The sequence below is a fragment of the Novimethylophilus kurashikiensis genome, assembly GCF_003112435.1.
Lineage (GTDB): Bacteria > Pseudomonadota > Gammaproteobacteria > Burkholderiales > Methylophilaceae > Novimethylophilus > Novimethylophilus kurashikiensis.
Genome location: NZ_BDOQ01000003.1, coordinates 679,500 through 698,763, shown reverse-complemented (window position 1 = coordinate 698,763; position 19,264 = coordinate 679,500). Strand labels below are relative to the sequence as shown.

General features: G+C 56.0%; 21 protein-coding genes, 1 tRNA gene, 1 other RNA gene, 1 pseudogene and 1 riboswitch. Of the genes and pseudogenes, 9 read left to right on the top strand and 15 right to left on the bottom strand.

What is annotated here, in order from left to right; translation table 11 throughout:
• Window positions 1-2: 2 nt before the first annotated feature.
• Entirely contained in the window at window positions 3-407 is a 405-nt protein-coding gene (locus NMK_RS06900) for a hypothetical protein (RefSeq protein WP_306419340.1), read from the bottom strand.
• Window positions 408-686 carry a (2Fe-2S) ferredoxin domain-containing protein gene (locus NMK_RS06895; protein ID WP_109014996.1) on the bottom strand — a complete coding sequence of 93 codons (279 nt, stop codon included), beginning with the start codon at window positions 684-686 and terminating at the stop codon, window positions 408-410.
• Between the two features lie 116 nt (window positions 687-802).
• Between NMK_RS06895 and NMK_RS06890 the strand changes: the two genes are divergently transcribed.
• Window positions 803-1,354 (top strand): TetR/AcrR family transcriptional regulator, encoded by a 552-nt coding sequence (locus NMK_RS06890; RefSeq protein WP_109014995.1) that lies wholly within the window; start codon window positions 803-805, stop codon window positions 1,352-1,354.
• A 227-nt stretch (window positions 1,355-1,581) separates the two neighbouring features.
• Here NMK_RS06890 and NMK_RS06885 read toward each other — a convergent pair whose 3' ends face one another.
• The 3 genes and pseudogenes from NMK_RS06885 to NMK_RS06870 all read right to left on the bottom strand — a co-directional run bounded on the left by NMK_RS06885 (window position 1,582) and on the right by NMK_RS06870 (window position 3,884).
• Window positions 1,582-2,727: an acyltransferase family protein gene (locus tag NMK_RS06885; protein ID WP_109014994.1), complete on the bottom strand. Its 1,146-nt coding sequence runs from the start codon at window positions 2,725-2,727 to the stop codon at window positions 1,582-1,584.
• A 491-nt stretch (window positions 2,728-3,218) separates the two neighbouring features.
• Window positions 3,219-3,385: pseudogene (locus NMK_RS06875) on the bottom strand (IS3 family transposase); the annotation flags it as partial.
• 423 nt (window positions 3,386-3,808) lie between these two features.
• Window positions 3,809-3,884 (bottom strand) — tRNA-Phe (locus NMK_RS06870).
• A 164-nt stretch (window positions 3,885-4,048) separates the two neighbouring features.
• Here NMK_RS06870 and cobT point away from each other — a divergent pair.
• From cobT to cobC, 3 genes are read left to right on the top strand one after another with little or no spacing between them, the layout of a single operon-like run.
• Window positions 4,049-5,101 (top strand): nicotinate-nucleotide--dimethylbenzimidazole phosphoribosyltransferase, encoded by a 1,053-nt coding sequence (cobT, locus tag NMK_RS06865; protein WP_109014992.1) that lies wholly within the window; start codon window positions 4,049-4,051, stop codon window positions 5,099-5,101.
• Window positions 5,101-5,844, top strand: a complete 744-nt coding sequence (locus NMK_RS06860; RefSeq protein WP_109014991.1) for an adenosylcobinamide-GDP ribazoletransferase — start codon at window positions 5,101-5,103, stop codon at window positions 5,842-5,844. Before cobT ends, NMK_RS06860 begins: the two co-directional genes overlap by 1 nt.
• Window positions 5,844-6,407: an alpha-ribazole phosphatase gene (cobC, locus tag NMK_RS06855; RefSeq protein WP_109014990.1), complete on the top strand. Its 564-nt coding sequence runs from the start codon at window positions 5,844-5,846 to the stop codon at window positions 6,405-6,407. Before NMK_RS06860 ends, cobC begins: the two co-directional genes overlap by 1 nt.
• Window positions 6,408-6,421: 14 nt before the next feature.
• Here cobC and cobD read toward each other — a convergent pair whose 3' ends face one another.
• Together cobD and cbiB are read right to left on the bottom strand one after the other, a co-directional pair.
• On the bottom strand, window positions 6,422-7,381 hold the full coding sequence (gene cobD, locus NMK_RS06850; protein WP_109014989.1) for a threonine-phosphate decarboxylase CobD: 960 nt from the start codon (window positions 7,379-7,381) through the stop codon (window positions 6,422-6,424).
• The gene (cbiB, locus tag NMK_RS06845) at window positions 7,374-8,300 is read right to left on the bottom strand and encodes an adenosylcobinamide-phosphate synthase CbiB (RefSeq protein ID WP_109015100.1); all 927 of its coding nucleotides are present in this window, start codon (window positions 8,298-8,300) and stop codon (window positions 7,374-7,376) included. The genes cobD and cbiB overlap by 8 nt, the downstream gene beginning before the upstream one ends.
• Between cbiB and NMK_RS06840 the strand changes: the two genes are divergently transcribed.
• Entirely contained in the window at window positions 8,291-9,751 is a 1,461-nt protein-coding gene (locus NMK_RS06840; RefSeq protein WP_109014988.1) for a cobyric acid synthase, read from the top strand. The two genes, cbiB and NMK_RS06840, sit on opposite strands and share 10 nt — an antisense overlap.
• On the opposite strand, the gene cobU is transcribed toward NMK_RS06840, so the two are convergent.
• From cobU to NMK_RS06805, 7 genes are read right to left on the bottom strand one after another with little or no spacing between them, the layout of a single operon-like run.
• Complete coding sequence (gene cobU, locus NMK_RS06835) at window positions 9,744-10,271, bottom strand: bifunctional adenosylcobinamide kinase/adenosylcobinamide-phosphate guanylyltransferase (protein ID WP_109014987.1); 528 nt, start codon at window positions 10,269-10,271, stop codon at window positions 9,744-9,746. The genes NMK_RS06840 and cobU overlap by 8 nt on opposite strands.
• Entirely contained in the window at window positions 10,264-11,058 is a 795-nt protein-coding gene (locus NMK_RS06830) for a cobalamin-binding protein (protein ID WP_109014986.1), read from the bottom strand. The genes cobU and NMK_RS06830 overlap by 8 nt, the downstream gene beginning before the upstream one ends.
• The gene (gene bluB, locus NMK_RS06825) at window positions 11,055-11,708 is read right to left on the bottom strand and encodes a 5,6-dimethylbenzimidazole synthase (RefSeq protein WP_109014985.1); all 654 of its coding nucleotides are present in this window, start codon (window positions 11,706-11,708) and stop codon (window positions 11,055-11,057) included. Before bluB ends, NMK_RS06830 begins: the two co-directional genes overlap by 4 nt.
• Window positions 11,705-13,066: a cobyrinic acid a,c-diamide synthase CobB gene (locus NMK_RS06820; RefSeq protein WP_306419339.1), complete on the bottom strand. Its 1,362-nt coding sequence runs from the start codon at window positions 13,064-13,066 to the stop codon at window positions 11,705-11,707. The genes bluB and NMK_RS06820 overlap by 4 nt, the downstream gene beginning before the upstream one ends.
• Complete coding sequence (gene cobO / locus NMK_RS06815) at window positions 13,020-13,628, bottom strand: cob(I)yrinic acid a,c-diamide adenosyltransferase (RefSeq protein ID WP_109014983.1); 609 nt, start codon at window positions 13,626-13,628, stop codon at window positions 13,020-13,022. The genes NMK_RS06820 and cobO overlap by 47 nt, the downstream gene beginning before the upstream one ends.
• Window positions 13,629-13,650: 22 nt before the next feature.
• On the bottom strand, window positions 13,651-14,217 hold the full coding sequence (locus tag NMK_RS06810; protein ID WP_109014982.1) for a hypothetical protein: 567 nt from the start codon (window positions 14,215-14,217) through the stop codon (window positions 13,651-13,653).
• Window positions 14,218-14,268: 51 nt separating this feature from the next.
• Entirely contained in the window at window positions 14,269-16,116 is a 1,848-nt protein-coding gene (locus NMK_RS06805; protein WP_109014981.1) for a TonB-dependent receptor domain-containing protein, read from the bottom strand.
• 122 nt (window positions 16,117-16,238) lie between these two features.
• A riboswitch (cobalamin riboswitch) is annotated at window positions 16,239-16,434 on the bottom strand.
• A 127-nt stretch (window positions 16,435-16,561) separates the two neighbouring features.
• On the opposite strand from NMK_RS06805, the gene NMK_RS06800 reads away from it, so the two are divergent.
• The 4 genes from NMK_RS06800 to gatB all read left to right on the top strand — a co-directional run bounded on the left by NMK_RS06800 (window position 16,562) and on the right by gatB (window position 18,773).
• Window positions 16,562-16,753 carry a hypothetical protein gene (locus NMK_RS06800; protein ID WP_227871398.1) on the top strand — a complete coding sequence of 64 codons (192 nt, stop codon included), beginning with the start codon at window positions 16,562-16,564 and terminating at the stop codon, window positions 16,751-16,753.
• Entirely contained in the window at window positions 16,750-17,055 is a 306-nt protein-coding gene (locus tag NMK_RS06795; RefSeq protein WP_109014979.1) for a cell division protein ZapA, read from the top strand. Before NMK_RS06800 ends, NMK_RS06795 begins: the two co-directional genes overlap by 4 nt.
• Before the next feature lie 57 nt (window positions 17,056-17,112).
• A non-coding RNA gene (ssrS, locus tag NMK_RS06790) (6S RNA) lies at window positions 17,113-17,292 on the top strand.
• A gap of 50 nt (window positions 17,293-17,342) precedes the next feature.
• Window positions 17,343-18,773, top strand: a complete 1,431-nt coding sequence (gatB, locus tag NMK_RS06785; protein ID WP_109015099.1) for an Asp-tRNA(Asn)/Glu-tRNA(Gln) amidotransferase subunit GatB — start codon at window positions 17,343-17,345, stop codon at window positions 18,771-18,773.
• Here the strand turns inward: gatB and NMK_RS06780 are convergent.
• Window positions 18,754-19,257: a DNA-deoxyinosine glycosylase gene (locus tag NMK_RS06780; RefSeq protein ID WP_109014978.1), complete on the bottom strand. Its 504-nt coding sequence runs from the start codon at window positions 19,255-19,257 to the stop codon at window positions 18,754-18,756. The genes gatB and NMK_RS06780 overlap by 20 nt on opposite strands.
• Window positions 19,258-19,264: the final 7 nt, after the last annotated feature.

The window sequence follows — 19,264 nt, the reverse complement described above, 5'->3', positions numbered from 1 at the left end:
ACTTAGGCCCCCGTCCAAAGCGCGTGCCCGGCCCAGACGAATCCAACCGTCGAAACCACAAAAGTTGCCGCGGTATAAACCTTGGCCCATAGGTACTGCCAGAAATCCGGCTTCAGCATGGCGATGGTGAATACAGTGGGGTTGGTGAACCCGCCGATTGCAATGAGCCAGCAAGCCTCCACCGGCAAGGCGATCCCCGATGCTTTTGCAACCGAAAAGAACCCGAGGTTAAGAATCGCCATCAAGATGTAATCAATGTGCGCCTTGACCAGCAGGCCATAATCCTTGATCAAGCCCCCATCCAGCCCCTTGATCGGGAACCACCGCGCAAACGTGCCCAACCAGGCACAAGTCAACGAACACATCACCAGAAAAACACCGGCTTTCAGCAAAATTTCCATGATCATTCACTCCCCATTTGTCTTATTGATGACGGCGCTTGTGTACGCCACGATTTCTTCTACATCCCGACAACTGGCCCCATGCCAGTTCTTGCCTTCCGGCTGCAACTGCACATTGGGGCCTTTCTGGCACAAGCTCAGGCAGGGAATGCGTTCTATCCCCACCGACAACCCTTGCTCCGCGACGTTCTTCTCCAACGCCTCGGCAATGTCCAAGCCGCCGCTGTTTCCGCATGAATGTGGGTTGGGTGCATATCGCCGCATCGTGCAAACAACAAGCTTCATGGACTTTCCTTAACCGTTGTGAGATGATCTGTTGTGAACAGACCTGTTCATACTGTACAGACCTGTTCACAACGATGCAAGCATTTTTTTGAGGTGCGATTTCGATGAAACCAAGCATGCGGGAGCACATCATCGCGACGGCGTCCGATCTCTTTAAGACGCGCGGGATCAACGCCACAGGGGTAGACACAATTGCCGCCACTGCGGATATCTCCAAAGTGACGCTGTATAAATATTTCCGCACCAAGGAAGACTTGGTGATGGAAATCATTGCATTACGTACTAGGGAATTTTGCGACTGGCTGACGGAGCGCCTCAACAAGGAAAGCAAAGACCCATCCGACAAGTTGAACAGACTTTTCGACTGTATTGAGGAGTGGATACGGTCGCCCGAATCTCATGGCCTGCCCTTCATGGGCGCCAGCGCCGAGTTCCCTCAGCCCGACAGCCCCATCAATAAGCTTTCGGCAGAGCTGGCAAACGGGTTTCAGGCTTATCTGACTGACCTGGCAAACGAGGCTGGCGCAAAATCGCCAGAGACTTTGGGACAGCAGCTATCAATGCTGATCGAAGGGGCGATCCTGTCGGAGCAATTAAACCGAGCAGGAAAATCACTGGGGTTCGCACGGGAAGCGGCCATGCTCTTGATCAAGAGCAATTTAGCCTAAAAAGAACAATTGGACCACAGGCGGGATTTGATCCGATAAAAACAAAAACGCCAACCTGCATGGGTTGGCGTTCTGTTTCAAGGAATTCTGGTAGTGTGGTTATGCGGTTATTCAAACTTCGCCCACACTAGTTAAGCCATTCTAGCGGAAATAGGAAGGCTAGTGAGTGGTCTTATGCGTACAACCAAATGGGGCCTCATCGCTGGATAGCAACTCCTACAAGTTTTCTATCCAACTACGGAAATGGCGCGACCTCGATTCTCTAATTTATTCAGCAACCCGTTGCCGAGTGAAATCATAGGCCGCTCGACCAGGCGATAAGTGATAGTTGAAAGAAAAACAGTCACTAGGATCAAAAATGGAAAAAACGCACAGAAAAAGGCAAATCCATGAGTGGCAGTTTTCAGACTCAATGGATCGATCCCATTTTTCGCTAACACAGTCAATCCACCAAGAACAGCAAAATGCCAGAGATAGGCGCTAAAACTTACCTTTCCCAAGTACCGAATCGGAGAATTCACTAAGAATTTAGCCGCGCCGTCTGCAAGACAAAACGCGAACACACCAAAGCACAGCCCGTAAGAAGCGTAAATACTTATTATCTGGCCAAATATGCGCACTGGGTTTTGATAAAATGCAAGGCCCATCATTGCAAGAAGTGACACAGTGAGTAGTAGCCTTACACTCCAAACAGGCAAGATGCCCCTGGCATCACGAACGGCAAAAAAAACCAAGAACCCAACAATAAATACTGGCAATTGAGTTGGAAACCAGAGATTTAAAAAAGTTGATACTAAGTCATCTGAAATACTAGGCCATATCGCCAAACGCTTGAGCCAAAAAAATTGAAGTACCTTATCCGCAAGGATATTTGCAAGTACAAATGCAGTTAATGCAGAAACCCATCCGCGAATGAAAAGAAACATCAGAGGAAAAACAAGGTAAAAAGTCATCTCGACGGCAATCGACCATCCACCACGGACCACACTAGTGATATATTCCGGGTGCCATCCATTTAGGAACATGCTTGTCAATATGACATGTTTTTCGTCAATTCCGTTTGGAGCAAAATATCGAGGGCCAAACCCGTCCAGCCAGACAAAGAAAGCGATCCCGAGCCAGAACATTGGTGCGATACGAAACAAACGGCGAACATAAAATCTGAACACGCCATCATTTCGCGAAGTCCACGACATCGCCAAAGTAAGCGCGCTGGCAACAAAGAACAGTTGAACGCCTCTTGCCCCTTGATCAACAAGCGTTCGTCCTACCCCTTGCCACTCCAACGCAACTCGAGATGCATGAACAGCCATCACCAGCAAGATTGCATAGCCACGTAAGGCGTCAATATAATCATAATGTTGTGTTTTCATCTGCCAAGTTCGAATTAAATTCAAATCATTTTCACGTTTTTCAAAACATCAACAACTAGCGCTACTCTGGCCGAAGGCTCACCCAGAGCAGCAAAGGAATCAAGCGCTCTGACTGAGTTGTCGTAAGGTCAAGCTTTCCATGGGTTCTGCTGCAACGCAGTCCAAACGGAAAAGAGTGAAGTGGAACTTAGTGAAATACGGAATTTATGTCGTTTCGCTTAAATCCATTCAGTACATATTGGCGATCAAACTCTGGTGCGAGTAGCACATGGGCATTGTGTTGACAGTCTTTGGTGTTATCGGATGCTGAAGGATTCCGTCTAATACCAGAGGTTCGAGCAATTCGTGATAAATATGCCAGATTGCTAGGCATTCTTGGGTGATCCGATCAGCTTCCTCTAGTTGAGCCCATAAAAAAGCTGCTATTAATTCACTAGGCAAGAAGGACGAACCAACTTCCTGCCAAGTATATTTGAATCGCCCCGTCTGCTCTAGACACTCTCGAGTCTTCTAAAATACTGCTTCTCGAACTCTACCGGAGACATGCTATTGTTGTACCCATGTCCTCTGGTCGGGTTGTAAAACATTTCGATGTAATCGAACAAATCACAGCGCGCCTCTTCGCAATAACGTAGATTCTGCGCCGGATGTGCTCCCGCGTCACTCAGGTAAATGAGGCGCTGGACCTGCATAAAAATACAAACGGTCTTGCCTCAGCGGCTTTGCGTGCTGCGGATTCTGTTGGAAAACCGGACAGGTAGATGTCTGGTCCGCGAATGCGAAGTCTTACGCCCCCTGGCCTTCCGATAAAGTTTAGCTCCCATGGCGCACCTCAGCAGACAGTTCGAGACGAGTGGTACAGCAAAATAGTTGTTGCATCATGTGACTCCCAAGTTGAGGGATCACGTATAACTACCAGTCGGAATTCGATTGGGCGGAAAGCAGTGATGACGCTCAAAGAAACGCAGTCAACCGCAAACCCTGGGCTGGCGAAATCGTCAGAAATCGCCTCTTTGAAGTACTCAAAATGGCATAAAAAAGGGGCTTTCCGACTAGGAAAGCCCCTTTACTATCAAATTCTTGGTGGCCAGGGGCAGAATCGAACTGCCGACACGCGGATTTTCAATCCGCTGCTCTACCAACTGAGCTACCTAGCCATTTTGCGGCGACCACATAAGGTCGTCGAAAGCCCGGCATTATAGCAAAAAAGCGTTTTTGGTCTAGCTTTTTTTGCTTGGGTTGCAAATTACCTGCTGGGCCCATATTCCCCACATCGTCTAGAATAGCGCCTACTTTATTGATCTATTTGTATTAACCCTCCATGCATCCACACCCGGCCTTCAATATCGCCTCGGTATCCAACGATATCCGTACGGCACTCCAAGCCAAAATCGATTCGAAAACCAAGCCGTTGGGTGCGCTAGGCCAATTGGAGCGGGCAGCATTACGCATCGGCCTCGTGCAGCAAACCTTGTCGCCTGCACTGAACCGCCCTGCGGTGCTGGTATTTGCGGGTGATCATGGCATTGTGGCCGAGGGCGTAAGCCCCTATCCGCAGGCCGTCACTTACCAGATGGTGCTGAATTTCTTGGCTGGAGGCGCAGCGATCAATGTATTCGCACGGCAGCACGGCATGGCGCTGCGGGTGGTGGACGCGGGCGTGAATGGCGATTTCGATCCGCATCCGTCCCTGGTCGGTGCCAAGATCGGCAAGGGAACGCGTAGTTTTCTATCCGCCCCGGCAATGAGCCGCGAACAATGCCAACAGGCCCTGGAAAAAGGCGCCGCGCTTGCCAAGGCGGAAATTGCAGCCGGTAGCAATGTTCTGGGCTTTGGGGAGATGGGCATCGGCAATACCACCAGCGCGGCGGCCTTGATGAGCATTTTTTGCGGGTTGCCCCCGGAACAGTGCGTCGGCCGCGGGACTGGGCTGGACGATGCCGGCGTACAGAAAAAGGCTGCCATCGTGCAGCAAGCGCTGGCGCTTCACGGGTTGGACCCGAGCGACCCTGTCGGTGTGCTGGCTGCGGTGGGCGGTTTCGAAATTGCCATGATGGCCGGCGCAATGCTGGGCGCCGCAGAATCCAAAGCCTTGCTGCTGATCGACGGCTTCATCGCCAGCGCTGCCCTGCTCACGGCCTCGCGCCTTGCGCCGGAGATTCTCGATTACTGCATTTTCACGCATTGCTCGGGAGAGGCCGGACATACGCGGCTATTGAACGCGCTGGGTGCCGAGCCTCTGCTCGATCTCGGCATGCGGCTGGGAGAAGGCACGGGGACGGCAATCGCCTATCCGCTGGTGCAGTCGTCGGTTAATTTCCTGAACGAGATGGCCTCGTTCGAATCGGCCGGCGTGAGCGAGCGCGAGGACTGATGCGCCAACAGCTCCGCCTGTTCTTCACTGCCCTCGCCTTTTTGACGCGTATCCCCTGCGGTGCGCTGGCCAGTGGCGAGTCTGAGGATTTCGCCAGGGCAGCCAAGTTTTTCCCGCTGGTCGGCCTGGTGGTGGGAATGTTGACCGCCCTGGTTTATGCAGCCGCCCATTTGGCATTTCCCCAGGAAATCGCCGTATTGGCGGCGATGGCGGCCAGCCTCTGGATCACAGGCGCTTTTCACGAGGATGGCCTCGCGGATGCGGCCGACGGATTGGGCGGCGGCTGGACCAAGGAACAAACGCTCGCCATCATGCAGGACTCCCGCCTGGGCAGCTATGGCGCCATCGCCCTGTTCTTGATGCTGGTGGCCAAATTTCAGACCCTATCCTATCTCGATCCTCGACAGGTACCGCTCGCCCTGATCGCCGGTCATGCCTTGAGTCGCTTGGCCCCCGTGCTGCTAATGAGGGCGCAGGACTACGTCCGCGCCACCGGCAAAGGCCGAGCGTTTTCCGCGAAACCTAACGCCAGCGAATGGCTGCTCGCCACGGTTTTCGGCCTCGCTCCCCTCGCCTTGCTTCCCGGTCGGGAGGCGCTCGCTGCCCTGGCCTTGCTGCCGGTATGGCTCTGGTTCAGCCGGTTGCTCAAGCGCAAATTGGGCGGCTATACGGGCGATTGCCTCGGTGCCATGCAGCAACTCTGCGAACTGGCGTTTTATCTCGGCTTGCTGGGACTCAGCTAATGGAACTCTATCTCGTCAGGCACACGCGCCCCGAGGTCCAGCCGGGGATTTGCTACGGGCATGCCGATATCGATGTGGGCGAGACTTTTCACAGCGAGGCCGAGACGGTTCGGAGCAAACTTGCCGGCATTGCGCCCACAGCGTTTTACACCAGCCCGCAGCAGCGCTGCCGCAAGCTCGCCGCCGCGCTTCCATTCGGCCAACCGCAGGAAGACGTTCGATTGAAGGAATTGCATTTCGGCGAATGGGAGCTGTTGGCTTGGGATGCGATCCCACGTGAAGCGCTGGATCATTGGGGTAGCCGCTTTGTTGAGGTCGCCCCGCCCGGCGGCGAATCTTTTACCGATCTTTTCCATCGGGCCAAGGCATTTTTCGCCGATTGCGCTACCCGGCACCACGGCCCTGTTGTCGCCGTCACCCATGCCGGTGTCATCCGCGCCTTGCTAGCGCACGCACTCAACCTGCCCTTGCAGCATGTGCCCAACTTCCAGCTCGATTTTGGCGGCATCACCAAGCTGGCCATTGCCGGGCCTTATATCCACGTCAATTACGTCAACCGCTGACCGGTGACGACGATTTAGACCGAAAGCAGGTAATCGAGCTTCATCCAGGCGCGTTCGTTGCCCGGTAAACCGAAACGCAAGCTTGCCGGTTCGCTGAACAAGCGCGTAAGAATGCCCAATCGGGCGAGGCGCTCGTGAATCGCGCTTGCCTCCGGGCTACAAACCCACTGAAACAAGGCGGTGCCTCCGTTCGGCGCCAAACCGTGCCGAGCAAGCAATACCGCCAGCTGTTTGCTGTGCTCCGTCAGCCAGGGGCGCTGGTCCGCTTGCCAAGCAGTATCGCGCAGGGCTTGTTGAGCCACCCATCGGCTGGGTGCAGGCACGCTCCACGGCCCCAGGCGCTCTTGCACCTCTGACAGCAGTTCCGGCCATGCCAGCAAAAAGCCCGCGCGAATTCCCGCCAGACCGAAAAACTTTCCGATCGAACGCAAGATCACCAAGCCAGGCTTTCCGGCATCCGCTGCCAAACTATTCTCCGGCATCGCGTCCATAAAGGCTTCATCCACCACCAGCCAGCCGCCCCGCCCTGCGAGTTCGGCATGCCATTCGCGCAAGATATTGGGCGAAATCAGCCGTCCTGTGGGGTTGTTGGGGTTAGCGAGCACCAACACATCTACATCGGGGCGCATTTCCGACACCGCCTCAACCTGGTGTCCTGCCCGTTGCCAGGCATGCGCGTGCTCAGCGTAGGTCGGGCTCAAAATGCCGACGCGGGATGGCGGACGCAGCATCGGCAGGATTTGGATCGCCGCCTGCGAGCCTGCGCAGGCGATTAGATGGGACGTGCCGTAATACTCGGCAGCAGCGGATAACAAGCCGTCATCGTCTTCTGGCAAGCGCTGCCAACACTCGGCGGGAATTGGCGGCACCGGCCAGCCGATGGGGTGAATCCCCGTCGATAAATCGATCCATCGATCCAGCGGGATGCCGTAGCGCTGCGAGGCAGCGAGCAGTTTTCCGCCGTGTTCAAGCATGGACAAAAGTGCCGAGCGCCAACGCAACGACCAGCCAAAGATAGACGCCATGCCGTACCAGGCCGAGCGCACGACCAATATCGACTGCTGTAGCAGCCATCCCCTCGCCCAAGCGCGGCCGTTGGTGCCATTCGCCCTGATAGCATGCTGGACCGCCGAGTTGCACGCCTAGGGCACCAGCCCCGGCTGCCATTACAGGGCCGGCATTGGGGCTATCCCACTGAGGCGCTTGCAACCGCCAGCTGCGTAATGCCGTTCGAGTGTTGCCAAGCACGGCATAGGTCGCCGCCGTCAAACGTGCAGGAACGTAATCCAGCACGTCGTCCAACCGTGCTGCCGCCCAACCGTAATGCAAAAACCGGGCATTCTTGTAGCCCCACATTGCATCCAGCGTATTGGCGAACCGAAACAATAGCGCCCCAGCCCCGCCCAGCAGCAGGAACCAGAACAAGGCGCCGAACACGCCGTCGTTGCCGTTCTCCAACACCGATTCCACAGTGGCCGAAACCGGTTCTAACGCCGAGGAATCGCGGCTCACCATATAGGAAGCCGCCTGCCGCGCTGCCGCCTCATCGCCGTTTTCCAGCGCGCGGCTCACGGCCCAGGCATGCTCGTGCAGGCTTTTGTGCCCAATCGCGAAGTACAGCAAGAACACGTCGAACAGGGACGAGATACGGCACAACCAGGCGGCAAGCAAGATAGGGGGCACTATCAGCAAAGCCACGCCGATCACGCCGAAAATTTTTTGCGAAGGCAACTCGCGCCGAACGACTGGGTTGAGCCGTGCCTCAATCCAGCTCGCCATCCGGCCGAAACCGACCAGGGGATGCCAACGTCGAGGCTCGCCGAGCAGGCCATCCAAGGCAACCGCAGCCGCAGCCAGCAAGGGGGCTATGGGATAATGGAGAAATGAAAGCATTGATGATCCAGGGCACGACGTCCGACGCAGGCAAAAGCACATTGGCCGCCGGGTTATGCCGCGTATTGTACCGCAGGGGCATTCGGGTCGCCCCGTTCAAGCCGCAGAATATGGCGCTCAATTCGGCGGTGACTTTGGACGGCGGGGAGATAGGTCGCGCCCAGGCCGTGCAGGCGCAAGCCAGCGGTCTGGAACCGCATTCGGACATGAATCCTGTGCTGCTCAAGCCCACCAGCGATCAAGGCGCGCAGGTCATCATCCACGGCAAGGCGCGCTTCAACCTCGAGGCGGGGGCCTATCACGACTACAAACCCACGGCCATGCGGGCTGTGCTGGAATCCTGGTCGCGACTCTCCGCCGAATACCAATGCCTGATCATCGAAGGCGCGGGCAGCCCGGCGGAAATCAATCTGCGCCAGGGCGATATCGCCAATATGGGCTTTGCCGAGGCGGCCGACGTGCCGGTGATTTTGATCGCCGATATCGACCGCGGCGGCGTCTTCGCCCACTTGGTGGGCACGCTGGCCCTGTTGAGCACAAGCGAGCGGGATCGCGTCAAAGGCTTCGTCATCAACCGCTTTCGGGGCGACATTGCCTTATTGCAATCAGGTTTGGATTGGCTGGAACAAGAAACAGGCAAGCCGGTGCTGGGCGTCCTCCCCTATTTGCACGATTTGCACATCGAAGCCGAGGACGCTGTTCCACGTGGAGCATCCACTATCGCCACGACCGCCAAACTACGCGTAATTGCTCCGGTTTTACCGCGCATCAGCAACCATACGGATTTCGATGCGCTGCGGCTGCACCCGCAAGTGGATTTTCGCTTTATCGGCCCCAGCGAACCTATTCCCCCGGCCGACCTCATCATTCTTCCCGGTAGCAAAAACGTTCGTGCCGATCTCGCATTCCTGCGCGAACAAGGCTGGGAACCGGCCATCCTGCGCCATTTGCGCTATGGCGGAAAACTGCTGGGGATTTGCGGCGGGTTCCAAATGCTCGGCAAAACGGTTGCCGATCCGCTTGGGTTGGAAGGCCATCCGGGGTGCGATGCCGGGCTTAGCCTGCTGGATATGCAAACTGAGCTGCAAGCCGAAAAGCAGCTCGTTCAAAGCAGCGGAACATTGAGCCTGGGCAAGGCAACCGTCACGGGATACGAAATCCACATGGGCATGAGCACAGGCCCGGCGTTGCTTCGCTCGTTAGCAATGCTGCCATCTGGCCCGGAAGGCGCGATTTCGGAAGATGGGAAAATCGCCGGCACTTATCTGCACGGCTTGTTCGACCATCCCGAAGCATGCGCGGCAATATTGGCATGGGCAGGATTGGCGCAACCCGAGGCTTACGATTACCGCGCCTTGCGGGAAGCCAGTTTGAATCGTCTCGCCGACGTGCTGGAAGCACATCTCGACTGGGCCAAGCTGGGCCCCATGGTATTTCCCGAGGTTATTTAAGCGTTAGCGTCAGCCCAGCCGCCATGAACACGGCATGTTGGCTTAGGCCAGCAACGGCTTGGTTGAGCCGGCCCTGTTCGTCCTGAAAGCGCCGGTTGATCTCTCCCAAAGGCACGATGCCCATGCCCACCTCGTTGCTCACCATGATCAGCTTGCCGGGCAACTGTGGCAGCGTTTCGAGCATAGCCTGGCGCTGCATTTCCCAAGTCGAGTCCTTGGGCGGATTGCAATCGGGGCAAATCCACTGTGCCAGCCAAAGCGTCAAACAATCCACCAGCAGGCAGCGCCCTTCGGACGCGTGTTTTTGCAGCGTTCCGGCAAGAAAAAACGGCTCTTCGATCAAGCCCCATTTCTTGGGACGGCGGTCTTGGTGATGCGCAATGCGCTGACGGAATTCGTCGTCGTAGACCTGGGCCGTCGCGATATAGCGCACATCCAGCCCTGATTCCACGGCAAGTTTCTCCGCATGGGCGCTCTTGCCCGAGCGTGCACCGCCCAACACCAAGGTCAAATCAGCCATACTGCCGCTCCCAATCCTGAATGATCTGTTGCAATTGCGTGAGTCCGTACTGGATGGCAGATGGTCCGGGCTGGAGAATATCCGCCGATTTTATTTCGAATACCTGCGTTTTGCTCACTGCCGGCAGCGTGTCCCAGCCGGGGCGCGTCATCACTTGCTCGGGCTGGAATTTCTTGCCGCACCACGAGCCGATGATGATGTCCGGCGATCGTTCGATCACGACGTTCGAATCGGCCAATATCCGGTCCTTGGCAGACGGAAACTGTGCCAGTTCGGCAAAGCAATCCTGTCCGCCTGCGATTTCGATCAACTCCGAGGCCCAGCGGATGCCTGTAATCAACGGATCGTTCCATTCTTCGAAATAGACCTTGGGGTGGTGCTTTAGCCGAGAAGCGGCATCGCGCGTCGATTGAATGTCTTGGTCAAGCGCAGCAACTAACTCGGCAGCCTTTTTCGATGCCCCTACCAGAGCGCCGAGCGTCGTCACCATACGTAATATTTCATCCACCGAGCGCTGGTTGAAAACATGCACCTCCACCCCGGCACGGATCAATTCAGCAGCGATATCCGCTTGGAGATTGGAGAAACCGAGCACGAGGTCGGGCTTAAGTTCCAGAATCTTGTCGATCTTGGCGCTGGTAAAGGCCGCCACCTTAGGCTTTTCACGACGTGCTCGGGCTGGTCGGGTGGTATAGCCGGAAATCCCGGCAATGCGGTCCTCTTCGCCTAATAGGTACAGCACCTCGGTGGTTTCAGCGGTCAGGCAGACGATACGTTGCGGCGTCATGGGTTGTTCCAGCGGTTGGTATAGACGAGCTCTTCCAGGGGTCGTACCGCAGCCCAGCCTTCCAGTGCCAGCATGGGTGCGGGGTAAAAAGCATTGACGTGGCCAAGGCATAGCACCGCAACAGGTTTCGCGCCTTCCGGCATTTCAAGCAGCTGCGCCAGGGCCGCAGGATCGAACAGTGACACCCACCCCAGCCCCAAACCTTCGGCGCGTGCGGCAAGCCACAGGTTTTGAATGGCGCACGCGACGGAGGCCAGATCCATTTCCGGCAAGGTACGGCGGCCGAATACATGCTTTTCGCGGCCGTCCATGAGGGCTGCGACCAAGAGCTCACCGCAATCCAGTATGCCTTCGACCTTGAGCCGCAGAAACTCCTGCTGCCGCGCCTCCATGGCTTCGGCGGTTCGGCAACGCTCCTCGTCAACCATGGCATGAATCCGTTGACGCAGCGAGGGTTCGGTAATGCGCAGAAACCGCCAGGGTTGCATGAGGCCGACGCTGGGCCCGTGATGCGCCGCAGCCAATAACCGCTGCAATACGACAGGATCGACCGGCTCCGGAAGGAAATGCCGCATATCACGGCGCTCGACGATTGCGCGATACACCGCCTGGCGTTCGTCTTCCGAAAAACAGTGTCCGGAGTCGCTCATGGCTGGAACAATCGCGCCACTGCCTGGGGATTGGACGGGAAGTAGAAATGCACGTACGAGGCCGTCAAACAGCGATCGCGGAAAATACCTTCTGCAGTCTTGCCGCTGTTGGGACATTCTCCGCGCGCAATAGCTGGCAGCGGGCTTTCCAGGCGGGAGTGATGGTAGGTGTGGCCACGCAATTCGCCTTCGGGCAGGACCACTTTCTGCAAGGCCAGTGCGGTGAGATGTTTTTGCATGACGGCTTGGCCTGGAAGCAAGCCGACCAGTTGCCCCTGCTCGCCGTCGTGAGTCGTCAAGGATTGCAGCAAGTACAGCATGCCGCCGCATTCGGCGAGCGTAGGCTTACCGGCGGCATGATGGGCACGAATCGCCTCCTTCATACCGGTATTCTGCTGCAGATGGGCGAGATGAAGCTCCGGATAACCGCCCGGCAGATAAAGGCTATCGGCTTCAGGCAATTGCCTATCCGCAAGCGGCGAAAAAAACCGCAGCTCTGCACCCATGGCTTGCAGGATATCCAGGTTGGCTTGATAGATGAAAGCAAAGGCCGCATCGCGAGCAACGGCAATGCGCACGCCTTTCAGTGCTTGCGGCAGCGCGCTTGGGGTGAGCGCATCGAAATCAACTGCCTCTGGAATCGTGTTAAGTTGAGTCCGTGCCAAGGCATCTGCACACTTTTCCAGCCGTTGATCCAGATCCTGGATTTCTTCGGCCTGCCACAGCCCCAAATGTCGATGCGGCAGTTCGAAGTCGTTTTCCGGTGGCACAGCGCCGTAGAACATCATGCCTTGAGGCAAGCTGTCCGCCAGCAATTTGGCGTGGTATTCGCCGCCGACGCGATTTGCCAACACACCGGCAAATGGCAATCCGGCCCGATAGTTTGCCAGCCCGTAAGCGATTGCCCCGAAGGTTTGTGCCATGGCGGAGCCGTCCACCACCGCCAGCACCGGGATACCGAACAAGCTTGCGAGATCGGCGCTGCTTGGCTGGCCGTCGAAAAGCCCCATTACGCCTTCGACGAGGATAACGTCGGACTCTTGCGCGGCTAATGCCAACAGCTCCCGGCAATGCGCTTCACCGCCCATCCACAAATCGAGCTGATATACCGGCGCTCCGCTCGCCTGCTGCAAGATCATGGGATCGAGAAAGTCAGGGCCGGTCTTGAAGACGCGGACTTTTTTACCGTTGCGACGATACAGGCGCGCCAACCCGGCCGTGATGGTGGTCTTGCCTTGATGGGAAGCGGGAGCGCTGATAAATAGGGCTGGGCAACGGGAAGTCATGACAGCCGTGGAAGGATAATCAGGATTACAAGTCGATACCAGGCTGGGCCTTGATACCGGCGCGCCAGGCATGCTTCACGTCCATGAGTTCTGTCACGGTATCGGCAGCGTCGATAAGCCCTTGGGAAGCCGCTCGCCCGGTGACGACGACATGCTGCATGACCGGCCGCGCGGCAATATCCGCCAGCACTGTATCGGCGTCCAGGTAGCCGTAATTCATCGTATAGGTGAGTTCGTCGAGAATGACGAGATTGAAGCTGGGGTCGGTCAGCATACGCTTGGCGATTTCCCAGCCTTCACGGGCTTTCTGCACGTCGCGTTCGCGATCCTGGGTATCCCAGGTGAACCCTTCGCCCAGCACATGCCATTCGATGTTGGGATGCTGGCGAAAAAAAGCCTCTTCCCCGGTATCCGAGCGCCCCTTGATGAACTGGGCGACACCGACCTTCATGCCATGGCCGAGCGCACGCGCCGCCATGCCGAACGCGGACGACGATTTGCCCTTGCCGTTGCCAGTCAGCACCAGCAGCAGGCCTTTCTCCTGATCGGCGCGAGCAATGGCCTCGTCGATCACGGCTTTCTTGCGCGCCATGCGCTTGGCATGGCGCGCGTTCTTGTCGTCGGATTCAGTCACGAAAGAGAAAAGCTGGGAAAGATTAGATGGATTGTTTGCGGTCGGTTTGGGTCAAGGTCAGTGCAACATGAACGACCAAGGCGATGCCAACCCAGAACGCGAACGAAGACAGCGATTGCGGGAAATACGCGACCATGCGAGCGCCGAATTCTGCAATGCTGGTATCGGCATATCGGCCGGAGAAGAAGTAAAAGCCGCCGCTCGAGAACAGTTCTGCCAGCGTGACACTTGCCGCCAGGCTCGCCCCCAAAGCAGGCAAGACGGCCGTGGAAAAGCGATAGCGGGCAGACAGCCAACGTCCTGCCGTCCACAGCGAAGCATACGCCGGCAGCAGGAATCCGTAAGCCGGGCTCACGCAATAGCTGCTGACGCCGCCCACCGTCGTTGCGAAATAATCAAGCGCGACCACTTCCACCAGCAATGCGGCAAACAACCAGGCGCGACGCACATAAAAACCTGCTGCGAAAAATACGGCCCACGTGGCGGGCGGTAAATGCAGCAGGCTGCCGAAATGGTGGCCATGGGTCGCAGCAATCAGCAAGCCCAGGACGGCAGCAATACCGTATTGTTTGCGAGTGTCCAGATTCATGTTTGATTCTCCTTTTATCGAATGCTTGCGATTGTAACCCATGGCCCGGTGCTATTTCGATTGCCAGCGCAGTCCGACAAAGAGATTAGCGCCGGGGGTGCTGTAGGGCGTGCCGTAGAAGGTAGCCAACGTATAGTATTTATCGAAAACGTTGTTGATGCGCCCTTCAAGCGACCATTCAGGACTCAACTCATATTTGCCTGTGAAATTCACGAGCGTGTATCCGCCAAGACGGCGCGTATTGGCGGCATCGTCATAGCGTGCGCCGCTGGATACAACTTCCGTTCCCAGTTCCAGCTTATCCCAGGTTTGACCTAGATAGATTGCCCCATGGGCACGCGACCGACGAGACAGCAAATGACCCGTTTCGTCATCTTTTGGGGATTGAAAATCGCTGTTAGCGCGCAGGTGATATCGATCAAACCAGCCTTCATAGGCGAGAGTCACGCCATTGATTGTGGCTGAACCCACATTGGTCGGAAAGTCGTGGAATAAGCCTTGGCAGCACACCAAAAGATTATTGACTTCATTGTGATAGGCGGTGGCAGTGACGCGATGGTGTCCCTGATCGTAAGTCAATGACACCTCCCTATTACGTGAAGTCTCGGGCTTTAGATTGGGATTTCCTTGATAGGTACCATATGACGGCCCGAAATCCTGGAACGGCCAATAAAGGTCTGCGAACGTAGGTGCGCGAAATGCCGTGCCATAGCTCCCGGATACCTTCCAAAACTGGTTGAAGCGATAGCCATAGGCAATATTGCCCGTCGTATGCTGGCCAAACTGGGAATTGTCGTCGCGTCTCATGCTGAACTGGAAGGAGTGCGGGCCTTCGTCGAGTAAATAACTTGCAAGCCAGCCGTTATCGTTGCGATGTGTTTTAGCAAACTCGGTAAGAGATACAACGTGTTGCTCGAGCCGGTCATAGGCGAGCGTCAACGTTCCAAGAGGCAGTTGCACATCGTTTTGCCAGAGGTACTGACGTTGGTATGTTCTGATGATGTTTTCACCGAAACTACTGCCGAAGCTCTTGAGGGCGTCTTCCCCCTCGCCAACGCGCAGGGTACTATGCCAAATCGTCGTAATTTGATTACGGCTGGTGAGACTTATCCCTCGCTGGGTCATATATTGATGGGACGAAAAGAGAGAATCGTCATCGAATTGGGCATGATTAAAGCTGTCGTATATCTGTAGCCCTATTTCATGTCCATCGACAATCTTATGATCGATGGAGGCAGATATGGATTCGTTTCTGTAGGCATCATGATCAGCTGCTCGCTCCGTTTGATTTCTCAGAGAGGAAATCCCGTCGGTATTTAGCGTGCTGATATTCAAGGAAGCCCGAGTATCGCCTATTGCACCACTCAGGCTGGCGGTCGCCTTTCTCGTGTTGTAGCTACCATAGCCGAAAGAGACGCTCGCTACCGGTTTGCTTTCCCCGTGCTTGGTAAATATTTGAATCACTCCGCCGACAGCATCTGCACCGTAAAGGCTGGAAGCTGGGCCGCGGACTACTTCGATTCGCTCGACTTGATCAGGAGAAATTTGCTCGAACGCTGTCGTACCGAGCGTAGCCGAACCTACACGCAGCCCGTCGACCAAGACGACAACGGATTGAGAACTTGTTCCGCGCAAGTGCACAGCAGAGGCCATACCCAAACCGCCATTGCTTTCGATCTCGACTCCAGGCAATGTTCTCAGCACTTCTACCAGCGAGGACTGCCCTGAGCGCGCGATTTCCTCCCCAGTAATCACTGAAACATCGGCCAGCACTGCCTCACGCGGTTGCGGAATACGGTTTGCCGTGACAACGACATCGTCGGAATAAATAGAATCGTGTGCATACGCTGGAACGGCTGATAGCAAACCGGCTAAGCCAGCGACTGTAATTTTTTTCACTTAATTGCTCCCTTTGGGCATGCGACCCCGCACACCAAATTGCATAACGGAAATAACAAAGGGAATGCGCAGAAAGGGCAGACCAAAGGTCTCCCGGCCTTAACACCATCACCCCGTGGTATTTCCAACTGCGTGATCAGGCCGGTCTCCGGGCTCGCAAGTCTTGATTCATCGCCTTCCCATGGCTTCTGCCACAGTGGCGTGTTGATGAACCCTCACTTACTTACCGTTGCGGGGGCAGCACAGGTTTCACACCTGTTTCCCGTTTCATCCTTTCGCTCGGACGAGCGTCAGGACACCTGACAACGTGGCGGCATTGTAGGGGATATGGGCTGGAGCGGCAATCTAAAGCCACTTGTTAACATACTGTAATACTTTCACAAATTAGCCTTAACGGTTGACCAGACTGGCTTTTTCCACTTATAGTTGCGCCATGGAAGCCGATTTGAAAGCTTTGGAAGAGAAGCTCGCGCAATTTATTGCGTTGGCTCAGCGCCTGCGCAACGAGAACCACCAGTTGCGGCAGGAACTGGCGCAAGCCCAGAGCGATGCCCGGCAATTGAAAGACAACATGACGCAAGCCGGCAATCGACTGCAAGCCATCATCGAACATCTGCCTGAAGGAACAACGCTGTGAGCGAAGTCAAAGGGTTGGATGTTTCCATTATGGGACGCGAGTTCCGCGTCGCCTGCCCGGAAGACGAGCAGGAAGAACTGCTCTTGGCAGTCTCTTATCTCGACCGCAAAATGCGTGAAATTCGCGACTCCGGCAAAGTCATCGGGGTGGAGCGCATCGCTATCATGGCGGCGCTCAATATCGCGCATGAACTCCTTACTACGCGGTCCGGCGGGTTTGACATTGGCGACTTCAAGCGTAGAATCGGAAGCATGCAGGAACAGCTTGATCGCGCATTGATGGATCAAGAAAAGCTATTTTGACGTTTATATCGAATTCGAATGTTGCTTCGTTCGAATCCAATATAAACGCTTAAACCGGTTTCCCTGCGGTGTTCGTCAAGGCTCTAGATTCCTTGAACCAATATCTGAGCAATTGGTTGCGACCAATCCGAGCACTGTTGTGCGTGCCCTTAGTGGGCGTGCCTGATGTGCTCCGGCTGCGACCCCCTGACGCCTAGCGTTCAGGATGCGGGCCCTGACGGCACTTGCGGGGAATTTATTTTTCGGCTGTCTTCAAATCGGCCATTCTCCATTCAGGCAAAAACAAGATGCAGTGGGAAGTCGTCATCGGGCTGGAAACGCACGCCCAACTTCAAACCAACACCAAAATCTTCTCGGGCGCTTCTACCGCATTCGGCGCGGCGCCTAATACCCAGGCTTGCGAGGTCAGCATCGCGCTCCCGGGTGTGTTGCCCGTACTCAATAAAGAGGCTGTCCACTGTGCCGTCAAATTCGGCCTGGCGATTAATGCCGAGATTGCCCCTCGCTCTGTTTTCGCCCGCAAGAATTACTTTTATCCCGATCTGCCCAAAGGTTATCAGATCAGCCAATACGAGCTTCCCGTCGTAGGTAAGGGTTCGCTCACCATCCAAGTCGGCGACAGCGAGAAAACCATCCGGATTACTCGCGCCCATTTGGAAGAGGACGCGGGCAAGTCGGTACATGAAGACTTCCACGGGATGACCGGCATCGACCTCAACCGTGCGGGCACACCGCTGTTGGAGATCGTCAGCGAGCCCGACATGCGTTCTGCCGCCGAAGCCGTGGCTTACGCCAAGAAACTGCACGAGCTGGTGCAATGGATCGGCATTTGCGACGGCAACATGCAGGAAGGCTCTTTCCGTTGCGACGTCAATGTTTCCGTGCGCCCCAAGGGCTCGGACAAGCTGGGTACCCGCCGCGAAATCAAGAACCTCAACTCCTTCCGCTTCATGCAGCAGGCTATCGAGTACGAAACCCGCTGGCAGATCGAAACATTGGAAGACGGCGGCACTATTCAGCAGGCAACCGTACTGTTTGACCCGGAAACAGGCGAAACCCGTGCCATGCGCAGCAAGGAAGAAGCCAATGACTACCGCTACTTCCCTGACCCCGACCTCCTGCCGCTGGAAATCACGAGCGACTACATTTCAGATGTGAAGCAATCCATGCCGGAACTGCCAGAAGCAATGAAAGCACGCTTCGAACAGGAATACGGCTTGCCGGCCTATGATGCCAGCACCATTACGTCATCTCGCGGCTTCGCTGATTATTTCGTTTCCGCCACGGCGGCTTTCGGCGGCGAAGCCAAGCTGGTCGCCAATTGGTTGATGGGCACCCTTGCTGCCAAGCTGAACGAGGAAGGCCTGGATATTTCAGCCTCTCCAGTCTCGCCTGATCACTTGGCAGGACTGCTCAAGCGCATCCAGGACGGCACCATTTCCAACAAAATCGCCAAGGAAGTTTTCGACGCGATGTGGACTGGCGAAGGCGATGCGGACGCGATTATCGAAAGCAAGGGCCTGAAACAGGTTTCGGATGCTGGCGCGATCGAGAAAATCGTGGACGAAGTGCTGGCCGCCAATGCCGCCATGGTGGCCGAGTACAAATCGGGCAAGGAAAAAGCCTTTAACGGCTTGGTCGGCCAGGTGATGAAAGCCAGCAAGGGCAAGGCCAACCCGGCACAGGTCAACGAAATCCTCAAGCAGAAACTGGCCTGATCCGGCGCCACTCCGCCAGTTTATTCTCTCTTGTAACCGAGGCATTGGCGGGGCTGGTCGATGGCAATCGTACCAGCTCTAAGCTCTCTACCTCCAACGTTGGCAGCACGTATCGCCTGAAGGCCTGCTCAGCCTTGCTGCCATTAAAAAATACGCGCTTGATCCCTGGATGCTCGGCAAAAAATGCGGGAAAGTCGTTAGGAATAATGGAGTTTTCCACGATATCCGCATCGAGCGCGCTTTCCCTGAAGCATTCTTTCAGCACATCCCATAGCGCGATGCCGCGCGCTTGCAGCAACTCCAGTCGCGACTCATAAGGTTTATCAGGACCCGCGCCGAATATCTCACCCATGAAAGGCCAGAACAGATTTTGAGGATGGGCGTAATACTGCTGCCGGGCCAGCGAGAGCGGACCCGGCATTGATCCCAGGATCAGGATTTCTGCATCCGCCCGGGCCACGGGCGGAAAACTGCAGACGATCATGTCTAAT

Coding starts and splice junctions, on each gene's coding strand:
- NMK_RS06830 (WP_109014986.1), bottom strand. CDS start 11,058: ATGACGCCGCAACGTATCGTCTGCCTGACCGCTGAAACCACCGAGGTG.
- cobT (WP_109014992.1), top strand. CDS start 4,049: ATGCATCCACACCCGGCCTTCAATATCGCCTCGGTATCCAACGATATC.
- NMK_RS06820 (WP_306419339.1), bottom strand. CDS start 13,066: ATGCCTGGCGCGCCGGTATCAAGGCCCAGCCTGGTATCGACTTGTAAT.
- NMK_RS06780 (WP_109014978.1), bottom strand. CDS start 19,257: ATGATCGTCTGCAGTTTTCCGCCCGTGGCCCGGGCGGATGCAGAAATC.
- NMK_RS06810 (WP_109014982.1), bottom strand. CDS start 14,217: ATGAATCTGGACACTCGCAAACAATACGGTATTGCTGCCGTCCTGGGC.
- NMK_RS06895 (WP_109014996.1), bottom strand. CDS start 686: ATGAAGCTTGTTGTTTGCACGATGCGGCGATATGCACCCAACCCACAT.
- cobU (WP_109014987.1), bottom strand. CDS start 10,271: ATGGCTGATTTGACCTTGGTGTTGGGCGGTGCACGCTCGGGCAAGAGC.
- cobC (WP_109014990.1), top strand. CDS start 5,844: ATGGAACTCTATCTCGTCAGGCACACGCGCCCCGAGGTCCAGCCGGGG.
- NMK_RS06860 (WP_109014991.1), top strand. CDS start 5,101: ATGCGCCAACAGCTCCGCCTGTTCTTCACTGCCCTCGCCTTTTTGACG.
- bluB (WP_109014985.1), bottom strand. CDS start 11,708: ATGAGCGACTCCGGACACTGTTTTTCGGAAGACGAACGCCAGGCGGTG.
- NMK_RS06840 (WP_109014988.1), top strand. CDS start 8,291: ATGAAAGCATTGATGATCCAGGGCACGACGTCCGACGCAGGCAAAAGC.
- gatB (WP_109015099.1), top strand. CDS start 17,343: ATGCAGTGGGAAGTCGTCATCGGGCTGGAAACGCACGCCCAACTTCAA.
- cobD (WP_109014989.1), bottom strand. CDS start 7,381: ATGCTTGAACACGGCGGAAAACTGCTCGCTGCCTCGCAGCGCTACGGC.
- NMK_RS06900 (WP_306419340.1), bottom strand. CDS start 407: ATGATCATGGAAATTTTGCTGAAAGCCGGTGTTTTTCTGGTGATGTGT.
- NMK_RS06890 (WP_109014995.1), top strand. CDS start 803: ATGCGGGAGCACATCATCGCGACGGCGTCCGATCTCTTTAAGACGCGC.
- cbiB (WP_109015100.1), bottom strand. CDS start 8,300: ATGCTTTCATTTCTCCATTATCCCATAGCCCCCTTGCTGGCTGCGGCT.
- NMK_RS06885 (WP_109014994.1), bottom strand. CDS start 2,727: ATGAAAACACAACATTATGATTATATTGACGCCTTACGTGGCTATGCA.